We start from the raw sequence: 23,849 nt of genomic DNA, 5'->3' as shown, positions 1-23,849 counted from the left end.
TTTGATCTTGTTTTTAAAATCAAAATCAAAAGATCGCAGCGTGCCGCAGCTCCTACAGGGGATGGTGTGGGGTCAAGGTTCAAGGAGGTATTGGAAGCCGCCGTAGATCATGCGCTGCCCATCAAACGGCATCGGGTTGACGTCGGGTTGCATGCGCGGGTCTTCCATCATTTTTGCCATGCCGGCATCGCGGGTGGCTTTGTCCGGCCAGATCAGCCAGCCAGACACCACGGTTTCGCCCTCCTTGAGTTTCACCGCCATCGGGAACGACGTGAGCTTGCCGTCCGGCACGTCATCGCCCCAGCATTCAGCCACGCTGAGCGCACCGTATTCCTTGAACAGTTTTGCCGCGATCACGCAGTGTTGTTTGTACTGTTCACGATTGGCAGTCGGCACAGGCGCCACGAAAATATCGATGTAAGCCATGATCATTCTCCTTGTACGTTGGGTTCGATCTGCTGAGTAGTCGAATCCGGCGGCTGCCATTCGACACGGTTCACGCCCAAGCCGACCGACGGTTCCTCCCGCGCACCCAGATTGCGTTCGACCTGACCGGCCATGTGCAGCGTGCCGGCCATGACGCCGGTCGTCGGGTTCTGCACCAGTTTCAGCCAGGCCTTATCGAAGGTGCTGCCGAGACTGTTGCGAATCAACGCTTCGCTGTCGGGGCGATCGTTGGCCTGAATGATCGCGCGGATCCCCGCGACACCCACCGAAATCAGCCCACCGGCCAATTTACCGGCGGCGGCTGCCACGGCGCTGGCAGCTCCGCGCGGGGCCATCTCCGCTTCCATGCGCTGGCTCGCGCGTTTGGCCACCGGCGCCATGCCGGCGTCCGTCGAGGCAATCCCCTTGGCGCCGCCGTCGGTATGGATCTTGTCGATGAGCGCGGCATACGCCGGCAGCGTGTTCAGCGGTTCGCTGCTGATGACTTGATACAACGAAGCATCGCGCGCTGGCGGAGGGCCGAGCGCGATCGCCGGAATCTTCTGCAACCGCCCATTGAGCTGAGCAACCGGCACCCCATGACGCTGGGCGATGAGCGGCATCTGCTGGGCCATCAACTGCGCATAGAACGCCGTGGCCTGACCGAGAATCGCGTCCGGGTCGACCTCCACCGCCACCGGCGCCAGCACTTTTTTCTGATACTGCTCAAGCAGATACGCCGCCAGACGCTTGGCGGAAGCGTCCTGCTCGCCACCGGCACTGACGGTGTACCAACTGACCTTCATCGACAGCCATTCCTGCGTCCAGTAGCTGCTGAACCACGGGATGAAATTTTCTTCAGTTTGCTCATAGACGCGAATGCGCCAATGTTCCATCGAACCGCGGGCAAACAGCTTGACCTGCTCGGTGGCCTGCTGGGAGGCGCTGACGATCTCGCGGTCGATCTGCTGCCAGGTTGCAGGCGAGACGAACACGGCTTTAGGCGCTGACACCGGGGCACGGGCCGACGTGGCGCAGCCGGCCAGCAGAAACAGTGCGGCGACGAGCAGCGCACGCAGGTTCACGGAAGGGGTTTCCTTCAAATTGGGAAGATGCAGATTTGAGTATAGGTGTGTGCGTCGAACCATTTGTCCGCTGTCGCGAAAACTCCGCAGATCCCTTGTGGGAGCGAGCTTGCTCGCGAATGCGGTGTATCAGAAACAGATGATTCGACTGGCTCGACGCTTTCGCGAGCAAGCTCGCTCCCACAGGGGCTGCGACAACCATCACTGCCATCGATATCCACCATCGCCACGATTGCCTTCCGCCCACCGCCCATCAAAGGCACGATTGCCACATCCGAGACGCAACGAGGAGTTCACATCATGATTCACACCATCACACTCTCCGTGAGTTTCCCGGTGTTCGGCAGCAACTACTACGACCAGCACTACGTGTCGCACAAGACACAGGCGCTGGTGTTCAACGAAGCTTTCGAAGATCTGCTGATGCCCGCCGCGATCAATCACTTCAGCAATGAAGTGGTCGGCATCAACGATCAGTTCCGCTTTCTGAGCGACATTCTCGCCACCCATTTGCTGGACATCGAGGCCTCCGTGCCTACGCGATCCCGCGTCCAGGCGAGCGCTCACTTTTAACAACAAGGGCGTCCCATGGGACGCCCTTTTTCATTCAATCAATCATCATCGCGATCACGGTAGTAGCGACGGCCGTCGCGGTGATCATCGCGATCGTCCCAGCGCCGGTCGTGGTCGTAACCACGGCCATGATCGCGGTCGTAGTGCCGGCCATGGCGATGGTCATCATCAAAATCCGCCACACAACCACCGAGCAAAACGGCGGCGGTCACGGTCAGCAATATCGTTGTAGCGCGCTTCATTCAACACTTCCCTAAAACCAAGGTCTTGACGACGGAATCGGCCACGCTGCCCTTGCCTTCAGGACACGGTGCGCGCAGCCGCAGATACGACCGGACAAAAACGTGTTGATTCAGTGGCCACTATCGACCGTTTGTCGGCCTGTCGGATCGGCGTAGCGCCCTTCGCGAGCAAGCTTTGCTCCTACAAAGCGCAACGCATCGCCGCTTTCCTTGCAGGAGCCGAGCTTGCTCGCGAAGAGGCCAGCCCCGTCACCGCAAAATCCGAACCCGCCGAAAGATTGCCTAACACCGCACATAACAGTCTGGCGTAAATCCAACAAAACCTTTCCCTCCCCCCTGCGGTCACTCCTTAACGAGACCGGCGATCACGCTGGCTGCCCGTTTGGGCCATTCGCAACCCCGCTGCCCTGATTGAGAGAGACAAGGAATCGAACCATGACGATTTCCCGACGCAGATTTTTAATCCTCGGCGCCGTGACCGCGACAGCCTTCGCGATGCCCCCGTTTATCAGCCTCAAGGCCTATGCGGCCAACCTGGAGCAACCCGCCATGAGCAAAGTGACAATTCAAGTCAACGGCAAACCCCAGGCGCTGGAGGTCGACAACCGCACCACTCTGCTCGACGCCCTGCGCGAACACCTGCACCTGACCGGCAGCAAAAAAGGCTGCGACCACGGCCAGTGCGGCGCCTGCACGGTGATTGCCGATGGTCGGCGGATCAACTCGTGCCTGACCCTGGCGGTGATGCACGAAGGCAGTGAAATCACCACCATCGAAGGCCTTGGCATGCCCGACCAGTTGCACCCGATGCAAGCCGCGTTCATCAAGCACGACGGTTATCAGTGCGGCTATTGCACGCCCGGGCAAATCTGCTCGGCAGTGTCAGTTATCAAAGAAATCCGCGATGGCATTCCCAGCCATGTCAGCCCCAGCCTGACGGATTCCCCGCGACTGATCGCCAGTGAATTTCAGGAGCGCATGAGCGGCAACATCTGCCGCTGCGGTGCTTACTCGAACATCATCGAAGCCATGACTGAAGTCGCGGAGGTGCCGGCATGAGACCGTTTAATTACAGCCGCGCCGACTCCCCCGCTGCCGCTGCGCAAGCGGCGCAGATTGAAGGCGCCAAGTTCATTGCCGGCGGCACCAATCTGCTGGACTTGATGAAGCTCGACATCGAAACACCGCTGCACCTGATCGACGTCAATCACTTGGGCCTGGATCAGATCGAAGCCACGCCCGAGGGTGGTTTGCGCATCGGCGCGCTGGTGCGCAACACCGATCTGGCTGCCGATAGCCGCGTGCGCAAGGATTACGCTTTGCTCTCACGCGCCTTACTCGCCGGCGCGTCCGGCCAGTTGCGCAACATGGCAACCACCGCCGGCAATCTGCTGCAACGCACCCGTTGCCCATACTTCTATGACACCAATCAGGCGTGCAACAAACGCCAGCCTGGCAGTGGTTGCGCGGCGATTGGCGGCGTCAGTAGGCAACTGGGGATCATCGGCGTCAGCGACGCCTGCATCGCCACGCACCCGAGTGACATGGCCATCGCCATGCGCGCCCTCGATGCGCAGATCGAAACGGTGAAACCCGACGGCAGCACCCGCAGCATCGCCATGGCCGATTTTCATCAGTTGCCCGGCAACACGCCGAACATCGAAACCAGCCTCACGCCCGGCGAATTCATCACCGCCGTGACCCTGCCCGCGCCTGTCGGCGGCACGCACATTTATCACAAGGTGCGTGATCGCTCGTCGTACGCATTTGCGCTGGTCTCGGTCGGCCTGATTCTGCAAAAGGATGGCTGCGGCCGTATCGCCGTCGGCGGGATCGCGCCGAAACCGTGGCGCGTCGAAGCCGCCGAAGCGCTGCTGCCCGACGGCGCAAAAGCCGTCAGCGCACGCCTGCTCGATGGCGCGACGCCGACCCACGACAACCAATTCAAACTGACCCTGGTCGAGCGCACGCTCGGTTCGGTGTTGGCGCAAGCGAGGGAACAAGCATGAAATTCGACACGCCCGCCACCACCAACCCGATCGACCAGTTAAAGGTCATCGGCAAACCCACCGACCGTGTCGAAGGCCCGCTGAAAACCAGCGGTCAGGCGCCGTACGCCTACGAGCAACACGAGGCAGTGGCCAATCAGGCTTACGGCTTCATGGTCGGCTCAGCCATTGCCAAAGGCCGGATCAACAACATCGACCTTGAAGACGCGAAAGCTGCGCCGGGCGTGCTGGCGATCGTCACTGCCGCCAACGCGGGCAAGCTCGGCAAGGGCAAATACAACGCCGCGCACCTGCTTGCCGGGCCGGAGATTCAGCACTATCACCAGGCTGTCGCCTTGGTCGTTGCCGAGACTTTCGAACAGGCGCGCGCCGCCGCGCAAATGGTCAAGGTTGATTACGTGGCGGCCACTGGCGAGTTCGATCTGGCCAGCGTGCGCGACAAAGGCGTCGAGCCGAAAGAAGAGTTGCCAGACGTCAGCCACGGTGATTTCGCCAAGGCGTTCGAAGCCGCGCCGGTGCAGTTCGATCAGACCTACACGACGCCGGATCAGTCACACGCGATGATGGAGCCGCACGCCACATTGGCCGCGTGGAAAGGCGATGAGCTGACGCTGTGGACGTCCAATCAGATGATCGCCTGGAGCGTCGACGACATCGCCACCACCCTCGGTTTGCCGAAGGAAAAAGTCCGCCTGATTTCGCCGTACATTGGCGGCGGATTCGGCGGCAAACTGTTCATTCGCGCCGACTCAATCCTTGCTGCACTGGGCGCACGGATGGCCGGCAGACCGGTGAAAGTCGCCCTCGCCCGCCCGCAAATGGCCAACAACACCACCCACCGTCCCGCCACCATTCAGCGCATTCGCATGGGTGCGACGGCGGACGGCAAACTCACGGCAATCGCCCACGAAGGCTGGTCGGGCAACCTGGAGGACGGCAAAGTCGAGGTCGCGGCGCAGCCGAGTCAATTGCTCTACGCCGCTGAAAATCGTCTGGTCACGATGCGCCTCGCGCCGCTTGATCTACCCGAAGGCAATTCCATGCGCGCGCCCGGCGAAACGCCCGGGCTGATGGTGTTGGAAATCGCCATGGACGAAATGGCCGAGCAGCTGAAACTTGATCCAATCCAGTTCCGCATCCTCAACGACACTCAGGTCGATCCGGTGAAAACCGAGCGGCCGTTTTCCCAGCGCCGCTTGATCGAATGCCTGCAAACCGGCGCCGACAAGTTCGGCTGGAGCCAACGCAATGCTCAGCCGGGCACCCGCCGCGAAGGTCGCTGGCTGATCGGCATGGGCGTGGCGGCAGCGATCCGTAACAACCTGCTGGTCAAATCGGGCGCGCGGGTGAAGCTGGAACGCGACGGCAAGGTCACCGTGGAAACCGACATGACCGACATCGGTACCGGCAGCTATACGATCATCGCGCAGACGGCCGCCGAGATGATGGGCGTGGGTTTGAAGGACGTGACGGTGCATCTGGGCGATTCGAGCTTCCCGGTTTCGTCGGGTTCTGGCGGCCAATTCGGCGCCAACTGCTCGACCGCCGGGGTGTATGCCGCATGCATGAAACTGCGTGAAGCGGTGGCGGGCAAGCTCGGGTTGGCGGCGGATCAGGCTGAGTTTGTCGACGGTGAAGTGCGCGTCGGCGACAAGCGAGTGCCGCTGCGTAATGCTGCGCAAAACGGCGTGTTGGTGGCCGAGGACAGCATCGAATTTGCCGACCTTGCCAAGCAATATCAGCAGTCGACGTTTGGTGCGCATTTCGTTGAGGTGGCTGTGGACGCGGCGACTGGCGAAATCCGCGTGCGGCGCATGCTCGCGGTGTGTGCGGCGGGACGGATTCTTAACCCGAAAGCGGCGCGCAGTCAGGTGATCGGCGCGATGACCATGGGCGTCGGTGCGGCGTTGATGGAAGAACTGTCGATCGACAAGAAGCTCGGGTTTTTCGTCAACCATGATCTGGCGGGATATGAAGTGCCGGTGCATGCCGACATTCCCCATCAGGAGGTGATTTTTCTTGATGAAACCGATCCGATTTCTTCGCCGATGAAGGCGAAAGGTGTCGGTGAGTTGGGCATTTGCGGGGTGAGTGCGGCGGTGGCGAATGCGATCTATAACGCCACGGGCGCGCGGGTGCGGGAGTATCCGATTACGCTGGATAAAATCCTCTCTTCACTCCCCGAGATGATCTAAACAAAATCCCTGTAGGAGCTGCCGAAGGCTGCGATCTTTTGACTTTGATTTTTAAAAGCAAGATCAAGAGATCGCAGCCTGCGGCAGCTCCTACATGGATCACGGGGTAGTCTCAGTCGATCTGCGGGTATTGCTCGGCGCTCACCTGCTCCATCCACTCCACCACCTTGCCATCAAGCACTTCAGCAATCGCGATATGCGTCATCGCCGTGGTTGGCGCCGCCCCGTGCCAATGTTTGGCACCCGGCGCAATCCATACAGTATCCCCCGGGCGAATCTCGCGTACCGGTTGTCCCCATTCCTGCACGAAACCCACCCCAGCGGTGACGATCAATGTCTGCCCCAGTGGATGGGTGTGCCACGCCGTGCGCGCGCCCGGCTCGAATGTCACCGTCGCGCCACTGACCCGCGCTTCATCAGACCCCTTGAACGGTGCATCAACCCGCACAGTGCCGGTGAACCAATCCGCCGGGCCACGGGCCGAAGGTTGCGAGCCGTTGGGCGTAACGCTCACGCGAGGATTTTCATTGGCCTGCACTTCACCTGCCAACAGGGACAGGGTCAGAGCAGAAGCAGCAATCGGGTGCATGGCAAGTTCCTCCAGAGAATCAATGCCATCACTTTACCGACCCGCACTCTTCAGATAATCGACTAGAATTCGAAAAAACTTATGCGAGACACTCATCAATGCTTCGGGAAAACGCCACCGACCTGCTCGCCTTCCTCGCCGTGGCCCGCGAACGCAGCTTCACCAAAGCTGCCGCCAAGCTCGGCGTCTCGCAATCGGCGCTGAGCCACACCATTCGCGCCCTCGAGGCGCGCCTTGGCCTGCGCCTGTTGACGCGCACCACACGCAGCGTCTCGCCCACCGAGGCCGGCGAGCACCTGCTGCAAACCATCGGCCCGCGCTTCGAAGAGATCGAAGTGGAACTGGCAGCCCTGAGCAACCTGCGCGAAACCCCGGCGGGTAAAATCCGCATCAACGCCACTGACCATTCGCTGGACTGGCTGCTGCGCCCGGTACTCAAGGAATTCCTGCCCAAATACCCCGACATCGCTGTCGAAGTCAGCTGTGATTATGGTTTCGTCGACATCGCCGGCCAGGGCTTCGACGCCGGCATTCGGTTGGGCGAAGACGTTGCGCAAGGCATGATCGCCACGCGCATCGGCCCGGACATGCGCATGGCGGTGGTTGGCTCGCCCGCGTACTTCGCCCGCTGCCCCGCCCCGCAAACCCCGCGCGACCTGACCGACCACAGCTGCAACAACTTGCGCCTGCCCACCAACGGCGGGCTGTATAGCTGGGAGTTCGAGAGGGATGGCGAAAGCCTGAAAGTGCGGGTATCCGGGCAAATCACGTTGAACGGCGTCTACCCGTTACTTGATGCGGCGCTGGATGGTTTCGGTTTGAGCTACATCCCGGAGAACATCGTCGCCCCGTATCTGGCCGATGGTCGCTTGCAGCAAGTGCTTGAGGATTGGTGCCCGACATTCGCCGGGTATCACCTCTACTACCCGAGCCGGCGTCAGGCGGCACCGGCATTTGCGTTGTTGCTGGAGGCGTTGCGCTATCGCCCCTGACCCCAACCGCCAACCTGCTTTATGCAGGAGCAGAGCTTGCTCGCGAAGAGGCCTTATCAGTCGATATTTTCGCTGACTGATACACCGCTTTCGCGAGCAAGCTCGGCTCCTGCAAGATTCGTCGCAAACTGGATATCGCCACGGACTACCCCACCAACGCAATCAACTGATGCCGCTGCGCGTCGGTGAGCATCGGCCCGAATCCGGCCCTGACGTTGTCGGCCATATAACGCGGATTGCTCGTCCCCGGAATCACACAGGTCACCGCCGGATGCGCCAGCAGAAACTTCAGCGCCAGTTGCGGCCAGCTATTGACCTGGACGTCCGACACCCACGCCGGCAAAGGTTTGCCCTTGAGCCGGCCCAGCAAAGCACCGCCACCAAACGGCCGATTGCAGATCACCGCCACCCCGCGCTCGCGGCACAGCGGCAGGATGCGTTTCTCCACACCTCGATCATCGAGGGCGTAGTTGATTTGCAGAAAATCCAGTTGCTCATTCTTCAGCACCGCTTCGACTTCATCGTAAGCCGAGGACGTGTAATGGGTGATGCCGATGTAGCGGATGCGCCCCTGCTCTTTCCATTCGCGCAGGGTCGGCAGGTGGGTTTTCCAGTCGAGCAGGTTGTGGATCTGCATCAGGTCGATGCGTTCGGTGCGCAGCAGGCTGAACGACTGCTCCATCTGTGCGATGCCTTCCTCGCGCCCGCGTACCCACACCTTGGTCGCCAGAAACGCCGGCGAGCGGGGTTCATGGATCGACAGCAATTCGCCGGTGGTCTGCTCGGCGCGACCATACATGGGTGAGCTGTCGATCACCGTGCCACCCTTGGTGAACAGCTCATCGAGCACCGACGGCAGTTGCCGATAAGCCGGGTCGCCCGGCGCGACGTCGAATCCGCGATACGTGCCCAGACCGACCAGGGGCAATGACTCGGAGCTGGAGGGGATGGCGCGGGTCTGCATGGCTTGGCCTCGGATAGTCGCGGGTGGCGCGGCAGTGGCCAACGCCCGATCAAAAGTGAAGACTGCCGAAACCCCGGCAGCCAGCGTGAGCAATCGGCGACGGGAGTAACCCTCAGTGTGGCTCATGCTGGTTCCCCTGCTGCGTGAATCTGTTGCATGTTGTGTGCGCAGACCGTCTGGCGAAATCGCTGGACTACACTGCGACTGCCGACTTCCTTACCCCGTTAAAAGTAGCCGAATGTCCCGAACCCTGATGTTACTCGTCGCTTTGATCGTCGCTGTGTACTTGGTGCTGTGCGCGGCGCTGTTCTTTTTTCAGCGCTCGCTGATCTATTTTCCGCAGGCCGGCACGGTGGAGTCGGCGGAGTCACGGTTGAAATTATCGATGGCGGATGCCGACGTCTGGGTAACCACTCGCGAGCGTGTCGGGCAACGGGCGCTGATCTATTTCGGCGGCAATGCCGAGGATGTCTCGCACAATCTGCCGGAGTTCGCCGCGGCGTTACCGGATTACGCGCTGTACTTTCTGCACTATCGAGGGTTTGGCGGCAGCGGCGGCAAGCCTTCCGAGGAAGCAATTGCCGAGGATGCGCTGGCGCTGTTTGATCAGGTGTACGCCAGCCATCCGCAGGTGGCGGTGATCGGGCGCAGTCTGGGTTCGGGCGTTGCGGTGCGTCTGGCCAGTCAACGGCCGGTGCAGAATTTGATTCTGGTGACGCCGTACAACAGCCTCGAAGAAGTCGCCGTGAAGCAATATCCGTGGGTGCCGGTGAAGTGGTTGCTCAAGGATCGTTTCGAGTCAGGCAAATACGCGGCGCATATTCGCGTGCCGACGTTGTTGCTGGCGGCGAGTGATGACGAAGTGATTGCGCGGGACAGTACCGAGCGGCTATTGAGGAATTTTCCCGAGGGGGTGGCGGTGCTTAAGGTGGTGCCGGATTCGGGGCATAACTCGATTTCCGAGCGGGGGGAGTATTTGCGGTGGATGGGCGATGTGTTGAATCGCTGAGATTTGTGTTGGCGGGTCTGGCCTCTTCGCGAGCAAGCTTTGCTCCTACAAGGGCTTGAGCTCCACACAATGCCGTAGGAGCAGAGCTTGCTCGCGAAGGGGCCGGCCAAATCACATCAATACCCCAGAAAAAAACCACACCTGCCACCCTGAACCAAGTCCAAAAACCCCAGTCCTACACGCGCCGCTTTTTCCTCTCCTGAGCCATCCACTCCATGCGCCACACCGCCCACCCACTTCGTCTGGTTTCGCTGTGCCTGCTGCTTTCGCCTTTGTTTGCTCAATCTGCCCACGCCGGCGCCGAACGCCAACTGGTCGCTGCCATCAACGACTACCGCGCCCACCCGCAACGCTGCGACCGTCGCCCCGCGCAGCGCCTGGCTCCGCTGGCGTTGAAAGAAAATCTCGCGCTGCCCATCGGCTATGGCTCCGGCGGCGGCATGCGCGAGGCGCTGAAATCGTCCGGATATGCGGCGGTGACCGTGCGCAGCATCCGCATCGTCGGTGCAGAGGATGCCGACGAAGCCTTCGACCAGCTACAAGACCACTACTGCGGCGCATTGCTCGACAGTCAGTACGCCGACATCGGCATCAGCCGTTCGCGCAGTGAATGGCAAGTGGTGCTGGCGCGGCCGGTGCTCGACAACCGTGTCGGCGATAATCGTAGCGTCGGCAAAGCGCTGCTCGCCGAGGTCAATGCCGCTCGCGCCCGGCCACGGATGTGCGGGCGCCAACGCTTCGCTGCCGCCCGACCGCTGAGTTGGAACGCTGCGCTGGGCGCGGCCGCACAAGGGCACAGTAAGGCCATGGCTTATGGCAATTATTTTGCGCATCGTGATCCGGACGGTGATTTGCCGGCGGATCGCGCCAGAGCGGCGGGTTATCGGGGGCGGCAGATAGGCGAAAACATTGCCGCCGGGCAGAGTTCGCCGGGCAAGGCGATGGCCGGGTGGCTGGCCAGTCCGGGGCATTGCGCCAATTTGATGAACCCGATGTTTACCCAAGTGGGGGCGGGTTTTGCCAGTGAAGCGCGAAGTGATGAAGGGGTTTACTGGACGATGCTGTTTGGTGCGCCTTGATTTTTGATTTAAAGCAAATGGCCCTTTCGCGAGCAGGCTCGCTCCCACAGTAGATCGGCGTACACAGGCCGAAGTGGGAGCGAGCCTGCTCGCGAAGAGGCCAGCAGTGTCACCTCATCACTTGGGCCGACGCACCGCCCGCACCCGCCCGCTATTCCCGCCACCACAATAGAACCGATCCTTGCCATCCGCCTCCAGCCCCGACACGCCAGTCCCGTCGGGCATCGTCAGGCTTTCCAGTACCTCACCGTTACCCGGATCGATCCGCCGCAGTTCGCTCTCCTCGCCTTCCCACGTGCCATGCCACAGCGCGCCATCAACCCACGTCACGCCGGTGACAAAGCGGTTCGACTCCAGCGTGCGCAAAATCTCGCCGGTTTCCGGGTTGATCTGATGGATTTTACGGTCGCGATACTGACCAACCCATAACGAACCCTCGGCCCAGGCCATGCCGGAATCGTTGCCACCACCGGGTGCGGCGATGGTGTTGAGGATGCGCCCCGTGGCCGGGTCGATTTTGTGGATGTGGCGGTCGGCAATCTGGAACAGATGTTTGCCATCGAACGCGGTGCCGCCATCAGCGCCGACCTTGAGCGTGCGCACGGTTTCGCCGCTGGCCGGATCCAGCGCATTGAGCTGACCGTCGCTGGCGAACCAGACTTGCTGACCGTCGAAGGTCACGCCGTGGATGCCGTCGACCCCTTCGAACGGGCCGTATTCGCGAAGGATTTCTGCGTTTGCGTGTTTCATGGGGGCTTCCTCGTGTTGGTTGAGACCAGCCTAGCCATTGCCCAGCGACACCGGGAGTAACAAGATCGTCGCGAAACCCGGCACCGGCGGCGTCATCCAGCGCCGTGATCGGCCCAGACCGAAGGACTGGATTTTGTTTTCCGAGGCCAGTGTCTCAAGCGCTCGTTGCACTTGGCGTTGACTGCTGCCCAATGCGAGTGCCAGTGCTGAGCTCGACCACGCTTCGCCATCCGCGAGCAAGGCCAGCAGCGCCGCATGTTTGTCCTCGACCGGCAAGGTCAGCAACGCTACTTCCTCCGCGACGAGCATATAACCGCGAGCCGTGGCGCGAATGTTCGCCAGTGGTTGCAGGGCCGCACGTAATCGGCCGATTTCGACGCGCAAACGCACGCGGTGCGATTCATCACTGAGCTGCAATCGGAAAGCCTTGGCAATCAGCGCCTCTCGCGAAACATCGCCCGGCCAAGCCTCGGCCAGTAACCGGGCGAGATGGAAAAGCACCGGGCGAGTGGCAAGCGCAACCGTCATGCCGGCGCCGCGCACACTGTAGCGGCAGGCATCGATGACCAACGCTTTTGAAGCGAACAGGGTTTCTACTTCTGCGAGTTTCAGCGGCTGCTCTTTTCCGCTGATGATCAATCTGGCAACCGGCGCCTCAAGGATTTGCGCGGCGTGCTCGACTTCAACGCTCAACGCCTCAATGCCAGCCTCCCGCGCCGCGTGTTGCGCGCGAACCAGCGCCGCCTGCGCCCTGTGCGCCTGAACCCTGCGCAACGCAATGCCCGCCGCCACCAGTTCATGGGCGGCACGCAAGGCTGGCGGAAGTGGTGCAGGATCCTGTTCAGCGAGCAACCGTTTAGCGTCATCCAGCTCACCGATCAACAACAATCGACGAATCTGCAAGTAACGCGCGTGCGCCGCGTTGAGCCGGTCGCCGTGATCCTCCAGCAACCGACGCGCCGCCTCCAGCGCCTCCACCGGCCAGCCCAGATCGCGCGCCGCCAGCGCCACTTCGGCCTCGGCAACAAGACACCGCGCCCGCGACAGCGGCTCATTGCGACCGAACGCCTTCACCGCCCGCTGCAACAACGCCTTGGCACGCGGCAGATCGCCCAACTGCGCCATGGCAATACCGCGCAACGCCAGCGCCGGAGGGTCTTCGCGCAGGGCGACGAAATTCAGCGCCGCCAACGGATCCCCCGCCGCAAGCGCACGGCTGGCGGCGGTGATCAGTGAGTCCATGGTGAATGACGCATGGCGGAGGTTCCCGAAAGTCGGAGCTTCAGGGGAGTCTAATACCGGTTACTTGAGCAAGTGGTTTTTCTTCAACAGTTCAAGCAAACCTTTGGGCACTAACGGAGATTGTTCGTTGAAGCTCGAGCTGTCATGCCAACTCGCTGTGAACGGAGCGCCGTTACTTTCATGCCCTTGAATATGGGGTTGTTCGTAGAGAGCGGCATCGTCAAATGAGGCATCGTAGACCTGAACGATCTCGTGCCCAGGCTTGCCGTTGTAAACGAAGAGGCTTTCCAGCGTGCCAATCAGGCGCAAGTCATGGATCGACTGCGCCAATTCTTCCTGCACCTCACGCTCGATCGCTTCGGCGCTGGTCTCACCGAATTCGATGCCACCGCCGACGGGACGGAAGAGGGTTTGTTGCTGGATCGGGTCGTGAAAACTGTTCACCAGTATTCGACCCTTGTGATGAAAGATGCAGAGTGCGAGCGCACGGATGCGGGGTTCGGCCATGAAGGGTGACGTCCATTTGCGGGGGAAAAGCGCGGCATTAAATCACGATTCGCGCCGTATTCCCTAGGCATCACCCATCAACTCTTGACGCGTTTCAAACCGGAGAAATTGTCGCGAGCACGCCGATCAGAATGGTCAGTGTCAGAAATCCACCCAGGAAAATCGCCATCTTGAACATAGAGCTCTCCTCAATGCAGGGTTTGCGGTGCACTGGACGCTTCGGAATGAAGGACTGCCGTGAGTGACCGCACTGCCGGGGTATTTTGAGCCGGTGACTGAACCGGTTACAGGGGCAGATAGAATCGAAAAAAGCGTATCAGATGACATCTGATCTGTAGGAGCTGCCGAAGGCTGCGATCTTTTGATCTGGATCGGTGAACAACAAGATCAAAAGATCGCAGCCTCGTTTCACTCGACAGCTCCTACAGGCTAGAGTGACTGCGGTCGCGCAAAAACAATAAAAACTCTGGGGTAAATCCATGTCCGAATTGAACCTGCAGCCCAACGTTGCCGAATCGCTGAAACGCTGGCACGAGATGATCCGCACCGGCAACTTGAGCGCCCTGCCCGAGTTGCTTGACGCCAAAGCCGTATTCCGTTCACCGATGGCGCACACGCCCTACCCCGGCGCGCCGGTGGTGTCGATGATCCTCAATACGGTGTTCGAGGTGTTTCAAGACTTTGAATATCACCGTGAGCTGGCGACGGCGGATGGTTTGAATGTGATTCTGGAGTTCAGCGCCAAGGTCGGAACGAAGGAACTGAAAGGCATCGACATGATTCGCTTTGATGAGCAGGGCAAGATTGTCGAGTTTGAAGTGATGGTGCGGCCGTTGAGTGGGTTGCAGGCGTTGGGCGAAGAGATGGGGCGGCGACTTGGCGCTTATCTGGCCTCCGCGAAACCCTGACATCTGAACATCTGAACATCTGAACATCTGAACACCTGAACACCGAAACAATTCCGTAGGAGCTGCCGAAGGCTGCGATCTTTTGATTCTAAAACAAGATCAAAAGATCGCAGCCTTCGGCAGCTCCTACAGGGAATACAGGGAATACAAAGGGATATCGAGGGATAAAAAAAGCCCACTGACCGTCGCCGGTGCAGTGGGCTTTGTGTGTCAGGGGTCTAATTACAGAGCCATGTCACGTGCAGCGTTTTCCTTCGGTGCTTCAGCTTTTTCAGCCGCAGGTGCAGCCGGAGCAGCAGCCTGACCGATCACTGGAGGTGTCGGCAGTTCGAGGATCTTGGCGGTGTAAGCCCACTCTTCGGCCACTTTCGCTGGATCGCTGTTCAGCTGAGTGCCGTAGCTTGGCACGATCTGGTGCAGCTTGGTTTGCCACTCTGGGCTAGCCACTTTGTCTTTGAAGACTTTCTGCAACACGCTCAGCATGATCGGTGCAGCGGTCGACGCGCCTGGCGATGCGCCAAGCAGGCCGGCGATGGAGCCGTCTTGTGCAGCAACGATTTCGGTGCCCAGTTTCAGCACGCCGCCAGCGGCTTCATCACGCTTGATGATTTGCACGCGTTGGCCGGCTTGCCACAGGCGCCAGTCTTCGGCTTTGGCGTTCGGGAAGTATTCCTTCAGCGCGTTCAGACGGTCTTCATCCGACAGCATCAGTTGGCCAGCGAGGTACTCGACCAGCGGGTATTCCTTGATGCCGACCTTGGTCATAGGCCAGATGTTGTGGGTGGTGGTGCTGGTCAGCAGGTCCAGGTACGAGCCTTCTTTGAGGAACTTGGTGCTGAAGGTCGCGAATGGGCCAAACAGGATGACGCGCTTGCCGTCCAGAACACGGGTGTCCAGGTGCGGAACGGACATCGGTGGTGCGCCAACCGAAGCCTTACCGTAAGCCTTGGCCAAGTGCTGTTCAGCGATGGTCGGGTTATCGGTCACCAGGAACGAGCCGCCTACCGGGAAGCCAGCGTATTCCTTGGCTTCAGGAATGCCCGACTTCTGCAACAGGTGCAGTGCACCGCCGCCCGCGCCGATGAACACGAACTTGGCGTCGGTTTCGGTTTTGCTGCCGTCTTTCAGGTTTTTGTAGCTGACGCGCCAAGTGCCATCGGCATTCTTGGTGATGTCCTGGACTTCGCTCGACAGTTTCAGATCGAAGTTAGGCTTGGTTTGCAGATGGGCAGCGAACTGGCGGGTGATTTCGCCGAAGTTCATGTCGGTACCCAGCGGGCTCCAGGTGGCCGCGATTTTCTGGTTCGGGTCACGCCCTTCCATCATCAGCGGAACCCACTTCTTGATTACAGCCGGATCTTCGGAGTACTGCATACCAGCGAACAGCGGGCTCGCTTGCAGGGCTTCGTAGCGCTTTTTGAGGAACTTGATGTTGTCATCACCCCAGACAAAGCTCATGTGCGGTGTGGTGTTGATGAACGAGCGAGGGTTCTTCAGAACGCCTTGCTGAACCTGCCAGGCCCAGAACTGACGGGACACCTGGAACGCTTCGTTGATCTCGACAGCTTTCGGGATCGTCACGTTGCCTTTGTCATCTTCCGGGGTGTAGTTCAGCTCAGCCAGAGCCGAGTGACCGGTACCGGCGTTGTTCCAGCCGTTGGAGCTTTCGAGGGCGACGCCGTCGAGGCGCTCGACCATTTCCATCGACCAGCTTGGCTCCAGCTCATTGATCCACACACCCAGGGTGGTGCTCATGATGCCGCCGCCGATCAACAGCACGTCGACTTTCTTTGCTTCTTCAGCATTGGCGGACGACATCCCCATCGCCAAAGCCAGCCCCAGCAGAGCTGTGTTCACTTTTTTAAACATCTGTTGCACCTATGATAAAACGCCTTCCGCCCGCCGCTGTTATCTGTATGCGATCCGCTTTGATGACGCTCAGGCTAGCGTCGCAGATTCCGGCACACTTCAATTTTGACGGGTGGGCACACAAGGCCGACGTGCTGCATCGACCTCAGTTAATGTCCCTTCTGAACTGACTTTTTATCATTATTGGCTTCAGCTACTTGAGCGACAGGGATTCCGTCAGCCCGCCCGAAGGCAAGCAAACTGAATTAGGTCAAACCAAGTTGGCGCGAAGAATATCACGTCAGGACAAACCCGCGCGTCTGTTCCCGACTTGATAGTCCTTCTGCGTTCAGGGACTTATCGGCTGGAGGGGGTTGAACATGAATCTTGGGGCGGGCATTTAAGTATTGGGGTGACTGGACGGGCCTCTTCGCGAGCAAGCTCTGCTCCTACGAAAAGCGGGTATCAACGATCCCCGTAGGAGCAAAGCTTGCTCGCGAAAGCGGCCGCTCAATCACTGCAAAACTCTGTTACAACCGAAACCGATCCACCGACTGCGCCAACTGCCCCGCCAGACTCGACAGCTCATCCGTAGTCGTCGCCGTCTGCCCGATCACCCGGCTATTGCCCTCGGACATCCCCGCAATCATCTCGACCTGATGAGCAATCTCGTTACTGGCCAAGCTCTGTTCGCCAATCGTGCGGGTAATGTCGTTGACCAACTGTGTGGTACTTAATGTGGCCTCCAGAATCTCCCGGATCGCCCTCTCCACCTCTGCCGTCACCGCCATGCCCTTGTCGACCTGCGCCACACCCGCTTCCATGCTGCTCACCGCCTCGCGGGTGCTGTGCTGAATGCGCGCGACCATCGCAGCAATTTCCTGGGTCGAGGCACTGGTGCGTGCCGCCAGACTGCGCACTTCATCCGCCACCACGGCAAAACCACGACCCTGTTCGCCCGCCCGCGCCGCTTCGATCGCAGCGTTAAGCGCCAGTAAATTGGTCTGGTCGGCGATGCTTTTGATCACTTGGATAATGTTGAAAATGCCTTCGGATTCCTGATCCAGCGTGCGGATCACTTGCGCCGACTGTTGCGCCGAACGAGCAATGTCGTCCATATCGCTGACCACTTGATGAATCACCCCGCCGCCCTCCTTCGCCAGGTTTTCTGCCTGATTGGCCATGCTCAGGGCGCGTTCGGCGTGGCGAGTGATTTCCTCGATACTCGCGGTCATCTGGCTGGCAGCAGCGGCCATGGTGCTGGCGGCGACGCTTTGTTGCTGGCTGCTGTCGGCGACTTGATGGCAGCCGTGGCTGAGTTGCTCGCTCATGCCGCTGACGCCGTGGGCGTTGCTACGCACCACGTCGATCATGTTGCGCAAATCGCGTTGCATGGTCGCCAGCGTGCGAATCAAAGCGCTCGCTTCGTCCTTGCCGGACGGCTCGGTGATCGGTTCACTGAGGTTGCCGTGGGCGATGCTTTCGGCGATGCGGCTGGCGGTTTTCAACGGCCCGAGAATGCTGCGGATCACCCAGCGCCCCTCGACCAAAAGCAGCAACAGCCCCGCCAGTAAGACCACGCCGAGGGCAATGTTGGCGTTGCGGATCGCGGCTTCGGTGCCAGCGCTGGTCTCACGGGTATTGGCTTCAATCAATTCACTCAACGCGGCCATCTGCGTTTCCAGCTGGCTGAACGCCGCATTGAACGTGCCCAGTTCCTGCTGCGCAGCGTCCGGGTTATCCAGCGCCAGGCCGACAATGCGTTCCCCGGCATTGATGTAAGTTTCAAGGCTCGGTTTGATCTGCTCCAGCGCCGATCGCAACGTCGGGTTGATCGGCAGTTTCAGGTTTTCTTCCAGCACCTCACGAAAATGCCGCGCATGCTCCTCGATCGAACTGCGTGCCTCGGCCGCCGTGCTGGTGCTTTTGCCCAGCCCCACCAACATTGCCGAATAGACGTCGGCACGCAGGGCGTCGTGCATCATGTCCGCTTCCATGTGGTTGCGCAGCGCGCTCATGCTCACCGCGTTGTCGCTCACCGCCGAGGCCATGTGCAGGTTACCGACGTAACTGACCAGACTCACGAGTAATGCCGTCAGCAGACTGGTAACAATCAGCAACACTAAACGCAGTTTGATTGACACCGTGGGTTTCTCCTTGGGGGACGCCGGTAAAGGCCTGTCAGTCCTAGAGTTAAGCCTATTTGTGCCGGTCTGCCGCGCCAGAGCGTGTCGGCAGATGTCTGCGCGCAGGGCAACGGCGATAAAACTTTCAGTTTGAGCGGCAAGTCTCACTTTTCAACGCATGCGGACATGGCTTTCATCGCCGGTTAATGCCGGCAGACTATTGAGTCCGTCGTTCTGAAAACTCATGCAGCACAAGGAAACGCTTATGAAACGCGCACTGTGGTTAGGTCTGCTCGGCACCTTCGCAATCGGCACTGCTCAGGCAGCGACGGAAAAAGTCGCGATCAATCTGGTCAGCGCCGACGGTGCACCGCAGGCGATCGGCTCGATTACCGTCAGTGAGACGCCGTATGGCCTGTTGTTTACCCCTGATCTGAAATCCCTGCCGGCCGGCGTGCACGGTTTTCACGTGCATGAAAACGGCAGTTGCGAGCCGGGCATGAAGGACGGCGTCAAAGGCGCGGCACTGGCAGCTGGCGTACACTTCGATCCGCAGAAAACCGGCAAGCACCTCGGCCCATACGCTGACGGCCATCTCGGTGACCTGCCGGCGGTGTACGTGACCGCTGACGGTATCGCCAATTACCCGGTGCTGGCGCCGCGCCTGAAAAAAATCTCCGAGATCAAAGGCCACGCGCTGATGATTCATGCCGGTGGCGACAACCATTCCGACATGCCAAAACCTCTGGGTGGTGGCGGTGATCGCATGGCCTGTGGCGTGATTTGATAGAACTCGCGTCAAGACCGGGCACCCGCCATGGCGTGCCCGCGTCTGCAGAATTAACGCCTCACGGAACTCCCGCCCTCCGCGCACCTCTCACATTATGCAGTCCTTCCCTTTTTGCTTAGCGCTTGTGGAGGAACCCCGTCATGCGCAAGTTATTGCTCGTTTCTTCTTTACTCTTATGCCTGCCCGTCGGCTCCGCTATGGCCAAGGTCGATGCGGGGGATGTGGCCACTTCGGCCGGCGTTTCCGCTTCGCTGTACTCGACCTTCAAGGATCACAAAATGGTGATCCCGGCGCGTGACGACTTGTCTGCCTTTGTCGCCAGCGGCGGAGCCATTCGCGGGGTTTATCTTGAGTCGGTGTTGCAACAGGTTCGTCAGGAAAATCCCGGCATCAATGCCAGCGATGAAGACCTCGCCAACGCCATTCTGGTGCATTACGAAGGCCTGAATCAGTAACCGGCACGGAGCAAGCAGCCGATGGATGGCCGCTGAAGGCGCATAGGCAAAACTGTCCGACGGCCTCTATGATGGAGGCCATGACGACGACTGCGCCTTTGCGCTCCCCCTGCCCACCCGGCGCCTGCAATTGCGGGCGCGACCCGTTGCTGGACACGCCCGGCGCGGATTTGCGCATCCTGCGCCTGACCCGCGAGGAAGAAAAAATCCTGCTCGCGCGTCTCGAAAAACTGAAAAACCTCGACGACCTCCGGCACCTGCAAAAACGCATGTTCGAGCAGTTGGGCATTCGCGTCGACGTCTCACCGGGGTTTCACGAAGTGCGCACCATGCTCGGCATCGAGATCGAAATCGACGCGCTGCCAGGTCTGTGCCGCAAAACGCGCAAGTCGATTCCAACGGCGATTCGACGGGGCTTGAACAACAACCCCGAAATCGCTTTTGAATTGCTTAACGCCCACGACTTGCTGCGCGACAGCTGATCACTTTTTCATGCCGACTCGTTTGCGCATCTCGGCGGTGATGCTCTGCCGGGTTTTCTTCATGTCAGCCCAAGGCTCATCGCCAACCTCGGCCAACCGTTCGTGGACGTTATGCACGTTCCATTGATTGCCGCCCTTGATCTCCCCAACCTCTTCACGAAACAGCGGTACCGACACCGGTAGCCCTTCGCGCGTACGCGCCGAGTAAGTGCAGATGGTGGTGGCGCCGAGGCCGTTGCGCAGGTAGTCGATGAAGATGCGCCCGACACGGTTTTTCGGCCCGGACACCGCCGAAAATCGATCCGGCAACAGCTTGGCCATATGGCTGACAATCGCGTGGCTGAAATCCTTCACTTCATCCCAGCCGAGCTTGCGCGTGATCGGCACCACCAAGTGAATACCCTTGCCGCCACTGGTTTTCAGAAACGCTTTCAAGCCGAGTTCATCGAGCACGGTCAAGGTCAGCGCGGTGGCTTCGACCATGCTCTTCCACGGCAGCGCCGGATCAGGGTCGAGGTCGAGCACGAAGCGATCGGGTTTATCCAGATCCACCGTGGTCGCGTTCCAGGTGTGCAACTCGACCGTGCTCATCTGCACCGCGCCGATCAGTGCTTCGGCGTTGTTGATCAGCATCACCGGTTGGCCGGTGACGTCTTTGTCCAGCGTGCTGATGCCGGGGATCGCCAGGCGCTCGGCGTTCTTCTGGAAGAACAGTTCACCCGCAATGCCATCCGGCGCTCGCACCAGCGCCACCGGGCGATCCTTGAGTTGCGGCAGAATCCATTCGGCAACGCTGGCGTAGTACTCGGCCAGTTGCATTTTGGTCGTGCCGCTGACCGCGTCGATCACCCGATCAGGGTGAGTGATGCGAACCTTGCCGTTGGCCAGACCGAGTTGCGACGGCGCAGTCTCAGCCTTTTCCGCGGCCACTTTTTTCGCCGTTTTTTTTGCAGGGCTTTTCGCTGCAGTTTTCGTCTCTGAAGTCTTCACCGGTTTCGCTCGCTCCTCAGTGATGTCCTTGGCCGGTTTGTCATCGCGCAAACCATGGAACACGGCGTGGCGCACCGAGCCGTCCTTGGTCATTTCAGCGAAGGCGATTTCGGCCAACAATTTCGGTTTGAGCCAGTGCACGCCTTTGGCCTCGAAACCGCTCGGCGGATTGACCACGGCAGCCTTCTTCACCTGCAACGGTTTCAGCTGCGCCAGAATGCTTTTCAGCGTCGCTTCGTTGAAGCCCGTGCCAACCTTGCCGGCGTAGCGCAATTCGCCGCTGTCGCGATCATGCAGACCGAGCAGCAAGGCACCGAAGGCACTGCGCGAACCTTTCGGATCGGTGTAGCCGACGACGACAAATTCCTGCCGATGCTTGCACTTCAGTTTGATCCAGTCACCGCTGCGTCGCGACACATAAGGCGAGCCGAGGCGTTTGCCGATCAGGCCTTCCATCTGCATCTGACAAGCGCTGTTGAGCAATGCATCCGGGGTTTCGTCGAAGGCTTCGGAATAGCGCAGCAGCGGATTTTTCTGCGCGCCGAGGATCGTCGCTAGCGCGGCTCGACGCTCTTCAACCGGCACCTCACGCAAGTCGACGCCGTTGAGATAGGGCAGATCAAACAGGTAGTAGAGAATGTTGCCGCTGCGCCCAGCCTCGAAAGCATTTTGCAGCGCCTGAAAATCCGGCACGCCATGTTCATTGGCGACGACCATTTCGCCGTCCAGCCAAGCCGATTCCAGACCCAGCGCGGCCAAGGCGTCAGCCTGTTGCGGCAGCTTGTGCGTCCAGTCATGACCGTTGCGGGTGAACAGTTGCACCTGGTCGTGATCGATCCGCGCCATGATCCGGTAGCCATCGAATTTGATTTCGTAGCTCCACTGCCCTTCGGGCGCGCTGTCGACCAATGTGGCCAATTCGGGTTTGAGCTGCGCCGGCAGCTTGGCTTTATGCGCGCCCGTCAGCGTGCCGGTGGCTTTTTTGCGCGATTTCGCGGCGGGTTTCTTCACCGGTTTGCTTTGCTCGGCGGCGAGTTTCGGTTTGTCGACGAGGGTGCGTTCGCTCAACACGCTGTCCGGCTCAGCGACCAGCACGTCGTAATCATCCTGAGGCCGCGCCGCGCCGTCCTGATGTTTGATCAGGAACCACTGCTCCTTTTTCCCCGGCATGTGCGTGCGCACCAGATTCCAGATCCCGCCGAGTTTCTCGCCTTGCAGTTCGAATTTGAGCTTGCCTTTGGCGTAGGCCTGTTGCGGATCCTCCTGCGGAATCCACACGCCGCGATCCCAGACAATCACATCCCCTGCGCCGTAATGCCCTTCGGGAATGCTGCCCTCGAAGGTCGCGTAATCCAGCGGATGATCCTCGACGTGCACTGCCAGGCGCTTGACCTTGGGATCCAGCGACGGCCCCTTCGGCACGGCCCAACTCTTCAACGCGCCATCGAGTTCCAGGCGAAAGTCATAATGCAGGTGCGAAGCGTCGTGCTTCTGGATGCAGAACTGCAAGGCGTGCTCGGCGGCGTTTTTACGGCCCGAGCGTTTGACTGCCGCCGGTTCCGAGGTTGCCGAGAAATCGCGCATGCTGTTGTAGTCGTCGAGGTTCCTGTTCATCGTGCACCTGCCTGATTTCAGCCCATTCGGGTGACGGTCAACGCCACCACGGCGATCCGGTCGACCCGTTGATATCCAGGGTTCAGCAGCTCTTCGCCGAATACATCCGGATCGATTTCACAGTACGTCCAGGCGAAGCGTTTTTCATCGAGTCGCGGCAGCACCGTGTCAAGAAACGGATCACGGCCATCGACCATCGCCACGCCGGTATAGAGCAGCAGCGAACCACCGGGAGCCAGCCGATTGAGTGCCTGCTCGACGATGCGCAGCGAGAGTCCCGCGCCGAGTGTTCCGCCACCGTGGCGATAGGCGCGCTCCGCCGGATCCGCCATGTACGGCGGGTTGGCGACGATCAGATCGAACTCGCCGTCGACGCCTTGCAACAGATCACTGGCGTGAACTTCAACGTTGGCGACTTCTGCCAGCGCCGCGTTAATTGCAGTCAGGCGCAGCGCGGCGGGGTTGATGTCCAGCGCCAGGACTTGCGCCTCGCGACGGGCTCGGGCGATCACGATCGCACCGACGCCCGCGCCACAACCGATGTCGACCGCGCGATGGATCGGGGCGAAGTTCTGTTGCAGATGAGCGTGGATCATCTGGGCGAAACGGTAGGTGTCGGGGCCGAAGAACACCGAGTCCGCCGCGTCGGTCGGGAACGCCGAATGCACGAACAACAGATCATCCAGGCTCGACCAGCGCACGCGACTTTTCAGCTGGCCTTCGTAGGTGTCGATGACTTGCGCCTCCTGTAACTGGCGCTGTTCGTCGGCGGAGAGCAAACCGGGTTCGAACGGCCGCGACCAGCCAAACACATCACGCAGGCTGTCAGCCATTTGCCCTTCGTCGCGCTGATTGACGCGCTGATGCGTCAGCGGCGTCGGGGTGATGAAACGGTAGCCATCGGCCTGAAGGCGCCGGCCCAGTTGCAGCAGCGCCAGATCATGGCTGCTGAATTGTTCTTCCTGACTCATTGA

The 23,849-nt window shown here is 60.1% G+C and carries 23 protein-coding genes and 1 pseudogene; 11 read left to right on the top strand and 13 right to left on the bottom strand.

Annotated features, from left to right (window positions below; all coding sequences use genetic code 11):
- Positions 1 to 72: 72 nt before the first annotated feature.
- Positions 73 to 426 (bottom strand): DUF1428 domain-containing protein, encoded by a 354-nt coding sequence (locus AD669_RS10280; RefSeq protein WP_053119325.1) that lies wholly within the window; start codon positions 424 to 426, stop codon positions 73 to 75.
- A gap of 2 nt (positions 427 to 428) precedes the next feature.
- On the bottom strand, positions 429 to 1,511 hold the full coding sequence (locus AD669_RS10275) for a hypothetical protein (protein ID WP_053119323.1): 1,083 nt from the start codon (positions 1,509 to 1,511) through the stop codon (positions 429 to 431).
- Between the two features lie 300 nt (positions 1,512 to 1,811).
- Between AD669_RS10275 and AD669_RS10270 the strand changes: the two genes are divergently transcribed.
- On the top strand, positions 1,812 to 2,084 hold the full coding sequence (locus AD669_RS10270; protein WP_053119320.1) for a hypothetical protein: 273 nt from the start codon (positions 1,812 to 1,814) through the stop codon (positions 2,082 to 2,084).
- Between the two features lie 38 nt (positions 2,085 to 2,122).
- Here the strand turns inward: AD669_RS10270 and AD669_RS10265 are convergent, their stop codons facing one another.
- Positions 2,123 to 2,326: a hypothetical protein gene (locus tag AD669_RS10265; protein ID WP_053119318.1), complete on the bottom strand. Its 204-nt coding sequence runs from the start codon at positions 2,324 to 2,326 to the stop codon at positions 2,123 to 2,125.
- Positions 2,327 to 2,761: 435 nt separating this feature from the next.
- On the opposite strand from AD669_RS10265, the gene paoA reads away from it, so the two are divergent.
- Genes paoA through paoC form a run of 3 tightly spaced genes read left to right on the top strand, consistent with a single transcriptional unit; the run spans position 2,762 to position 6,530 of the window.
- Positions 2,762 to 3,385, top strand: a complete 624-nt coding sequence (gene paoA / locus AD669_RS10260; RefSeq protein WP_053119315.1) for an aldehyde dehydrogenase iron-sulfur subunit PaoA — start codon at positions 2,762 to 2,764, stop codon at positions 3,383 to 3,385.
- Positions 3,382 to 4,335, top strand: a complete 954-nt coding sequence (locus tag AD669_RS10255; RefSeq protein ID WP_053119313.1) for a xanthine dehydrogenase family protein subunit M — start codon at positions 3,382 to 3,384, stop codon at positions 4,333 to 4,335. The genes paoA and AD669_RS10255 overlap by 4 nt, the downstream gene beginning before the upstream one ends.
- On the top strand, positions 4,332 to 6,530 hold the full coding sequence (gene paoC / locus AD669_RS10250) for an aldehyde oxidoreductase molybdenum-binding subunit PaoC (RefSeq protein WP_053119311.1): 2,199 nt from the start codon (positions 4,332 to 4,334) through the stop codon (positions 6,528 to 6,530). The genes AD669_RS10255 and paoC overlap by 4 nt, the downstream gene beginning before the upstream one ends.
- 112 nt (positions 6,531 to 6,642) lie before the next feature.
- Here paoC and AD669_RS10245 read toward each other — a convergent pair whose 3' ends face one another.
- Positions 6,643 to 7,119 carry a cupin domain-containing protein gene (locus AD669_RS10245; RefSeq protein WP_053119308.1) on the bottom strand — a complete coding sequence of 159 codons (477 nt, stop codon included), beginning with the start codon at positions 7,117 to 7,119 and terminating at the stop codon, positions 6,643 to 6,645.
- A 98-nt stretch (positions 7,120 to 7,217) separates the two neighbouring features.
- Between AD669_RS10245 and AD669_RS10240 the strand changes: the two genes are divergently transcribed.
- On the top strand, positions 7,218 to 8,111 hold the full coding sequence (locus AD669_RS10240; RefSeq protein ID WP_053119307.1) for a LysR family transcriptional regulator: 894 nt from the start codon (positions 7,218 to 7,220) through the stop codon (positions 8,109 to 8,111).
- A 145-nt stretch (positions 8,112 to 8,256) separates the two neighbouring features.
- Here the strand turns inward: AD669_RS10240 and AD669_RS10235 are convergent, their stop codons facing one another.
- Positions 8,257 to 9,201, bottom strand: coding sequence for an aldo/keto reductase (locus AD669_RS10235; protein WP_172680100.1), 945 nt, complete (start codon positions 9,199 to 9,201; stop codon positions 8,257 to 8,259).
- 112 nt (positions 9,202 to 9,313) lie between these two features.
- On the opposite strand from AD669_RS10235, the gene AD669_RS10230 reads away from it, so the two are divergent.
- Together AD669_RS10230 and AD669_RS10225 are read left to right on the top strand one after the other, a co-directional pair.
- Positions 9,314 to 10,084 carry an alpha/beta hydrolase gene (locus AD669_RS10230; protein WP_053119304.1) on the top strand — a complete coding sequence of 257 codons (771 nt, stop codon included), beginning with the start codon at positions 9,314 to 9,316 and terminating at the stop codon, positions 10,082 to 10,084.
- A gap of 215 nt (positions 10,085 to 10,299) precedes the next feature.
- Positions 10,300 to 11,163 (top strand): CAP domain-containing protein, encoded by an 864-nt coding sequence (locus tag AD669_RS10225; protein ID WP_053119302.1) that lies wholly within the window; start codon positions 10,300 to 10,302, stop codon positions 11,161 to 11,163.
- Between the two features lie 117 nt (positions 11,164 to 11,280).
- On the opposite strand, the gene AD669_RS10220 is transcribed toward AD669_RS10225, so the two are convergent.
- Genes AD669_RS10220 through AD669_RS10210 form a run of 3 tightly spaced genes read right to left on the bottom strand, consistent with a single transcriptional unit; the run spans position 11,281 to position 13,662 of the window.
- Positions 11,281 to 11,913 (bottom strand): PQQ-binding-like beta-propeller repeat protein, encoded by a 633-nt coding sequence (locus AD669_RS10220; protein ID WP_053119300.1) that lies wholly within the window; start codon positions 11,911 to 11,913, stop codon positions 11,281 to 11,283.
- A 30-nt stretch (positions 11,914 to 11,943) separates the two neighbouring features.
- Positions 11,944 to 13,155 carry a hypothetical protein gene (locus AD669_RS10215; RefSeq protein WP_053119298.1) on the bottom strand — a complete coding sequence of 404 codons (1,212 nt, stop codon included), beginning with the start codon at positions 13,153 to 13,155 and terminating at the stop codon, positions 11,944 to 11,946.
- Between the two features lie 60 nt (positions 13,156 to 13,215).
- On the bottom strand, positions 13,216 to 13,662 hold the full coding sequence (locus AD669_RS10210; protein WP_053119296.1) for an NUDIX hydrolase: 447 nt from the start codon (positions 13,660 to 13,662) through the stop codon (positions 13,216 to 13,218).
- Positions 13,663 to 14,141: 479 nt separating this feature from the next.
- Here AD669_RS10210 and AD669_RS10200 point away from each other — a divergent pair, with 479 nt between their 5' ends.
- Complete coding sequence (locus AD669_RS10200) at positions 14,142 to 14,570, top strand: nuclear transport factor 2 family protein (RefSeq protein ID WP_053119294.1); 429 nt, start codon at positions 14,142 to 14,144, stop codon at positions 14,568 to 14,570.
- Between the two features lie 222 nt (positions 14,571 to 14,792).
- Here the strand turns inward: AD669_RS10200 and mqo are convergent, their stop codons facing one another.
- From mqo to AD669_RS28995, 3 genes and pseudogenes are all read right to left on the bottom strand, one after another.
- A complete protein-coding gene (gene mqo, locus AD669_RS10195) occupies positions 14,793 to 16,439 on the bottom strand; it encodes a malate dehydrogenase (quinone) (protein ID WP_053119292.1) in 1,647 nt (548 codons plus the stop codon).
- A 509-nt stretch (positions 16,440 to 16,948) separates the two neighbouring features.
- Positions 16,949 to 17,674: a methyl-accepting chemotaxis protein gene (locus tag AD669_RS29000; protein WP_371262369.1), complete on the bottom strand. Its 726-nt coding sequence runs from the start codon at positions 17,672 to 17,674 to the stop codon at positions 16,949 to 16,951.
- 132 nt (positions 17,675 to 17,806) lie between these two features.
- A pseudogene (locus AD669_RS28995) lies at positions 17,807 to 18,562 on the bottom strand (HAMP domain-containing protein); the annotation flags it as partial.
- 247 nt (positions 18,563 to 18,809) lie between these two features.
- On the opposite strand from AD669_RS28995, the gene sodC reads away from it, so the two are divergent.
- The 3 genes from sodC to AD669_RS10175 all read left to right on the top strand — a co-directional run bounded on the left by sodC (position 18,810) and on the right by AD669_RS10175 (position 20,271).
- Positions 18,810 to 19,331, top strand: a complete 522-nt coding sequence (gene sodC / locus AD669_RS10185) for a superoxide dismutase family protein (protein WP_053119289.1) — start codon at positions 18,810 to 18,812, stop codon at positions 19,329 to 19,331.
- Positions 19,332 to 19,474: 143 nt separating this feature from the next.
- Positions 19,475 to 19,789 (top strand): DUF2388 domain-containing protein, encoded by a 315-nt coding sequence (locus AD669_RS10180; protein WP_053119287.1) that lies wholly within the window; start codon positions 19,475 to 19,477, stop codon positions 19,787 to 19,789.
- An 80-nt stretch (positions 19,790 to 19,869) separates the two neighbouring features.
- Positions 19,870 to 20,271: a hypothetical protein gene (locus AD669_RS10175; RefSeq protein ID WP_172680099.1), complete on the top strand. Its 402-nt coding sequence runs from the start codon at positions 19,870 to 19,872 to the stop codon at positions 20,269 to 20,271.
- Here the strand turns inward: AD669_RS10175 and ligD are convergent, their stop codons facing one another.
- Together ligD and AD669_RS10165 are read right to left on the bottom strand one after the other, a co-directional pair.
- On the bottom strand, positions 20,272 to 22,875 hold the full coding sequence (gene ligD / locus AD669_RS10170) for a DNA ligase D (protein ID WP_053119283.1): 2,604 nt from the start codon (positions 22,873 to 22,875) through the stop codon (positions 20,272 to 20,274).
- A gap of 17 nt (positions 22,876 to 22,892) precedes the next feature.
- The gene (locus tag AD669_RS10165; RefSeq protein ID WP_053119281.1) at positions 22,893 to 23,846 is read right to left on the bottom strand and encodes a class I SAM-dependent methyltransferase; all 954 of its coding nucleotides are present in this window, start codon (positions 23,844 to 23,846) and stop codon (positions 22,893 to 22,895) included.
- Positions 23,847 to 23,849 lie beyond the last annotated feature (3 nt).

The organism is Pseudomonas sp. P1.31 (assembly GCF_001269815.1).
In the GTDB taxonomy this organism is placed as follows: Bacteria; Pseudomonadota; Gammaproteobacteria; order Pseudomonadales; family Pseudomonadaceae; genus Aquipseudomonas; species Aquipseudomonas rustica.
This window is presented reverse-complemented; position numbering and strand designations above follow the sequence as displayed.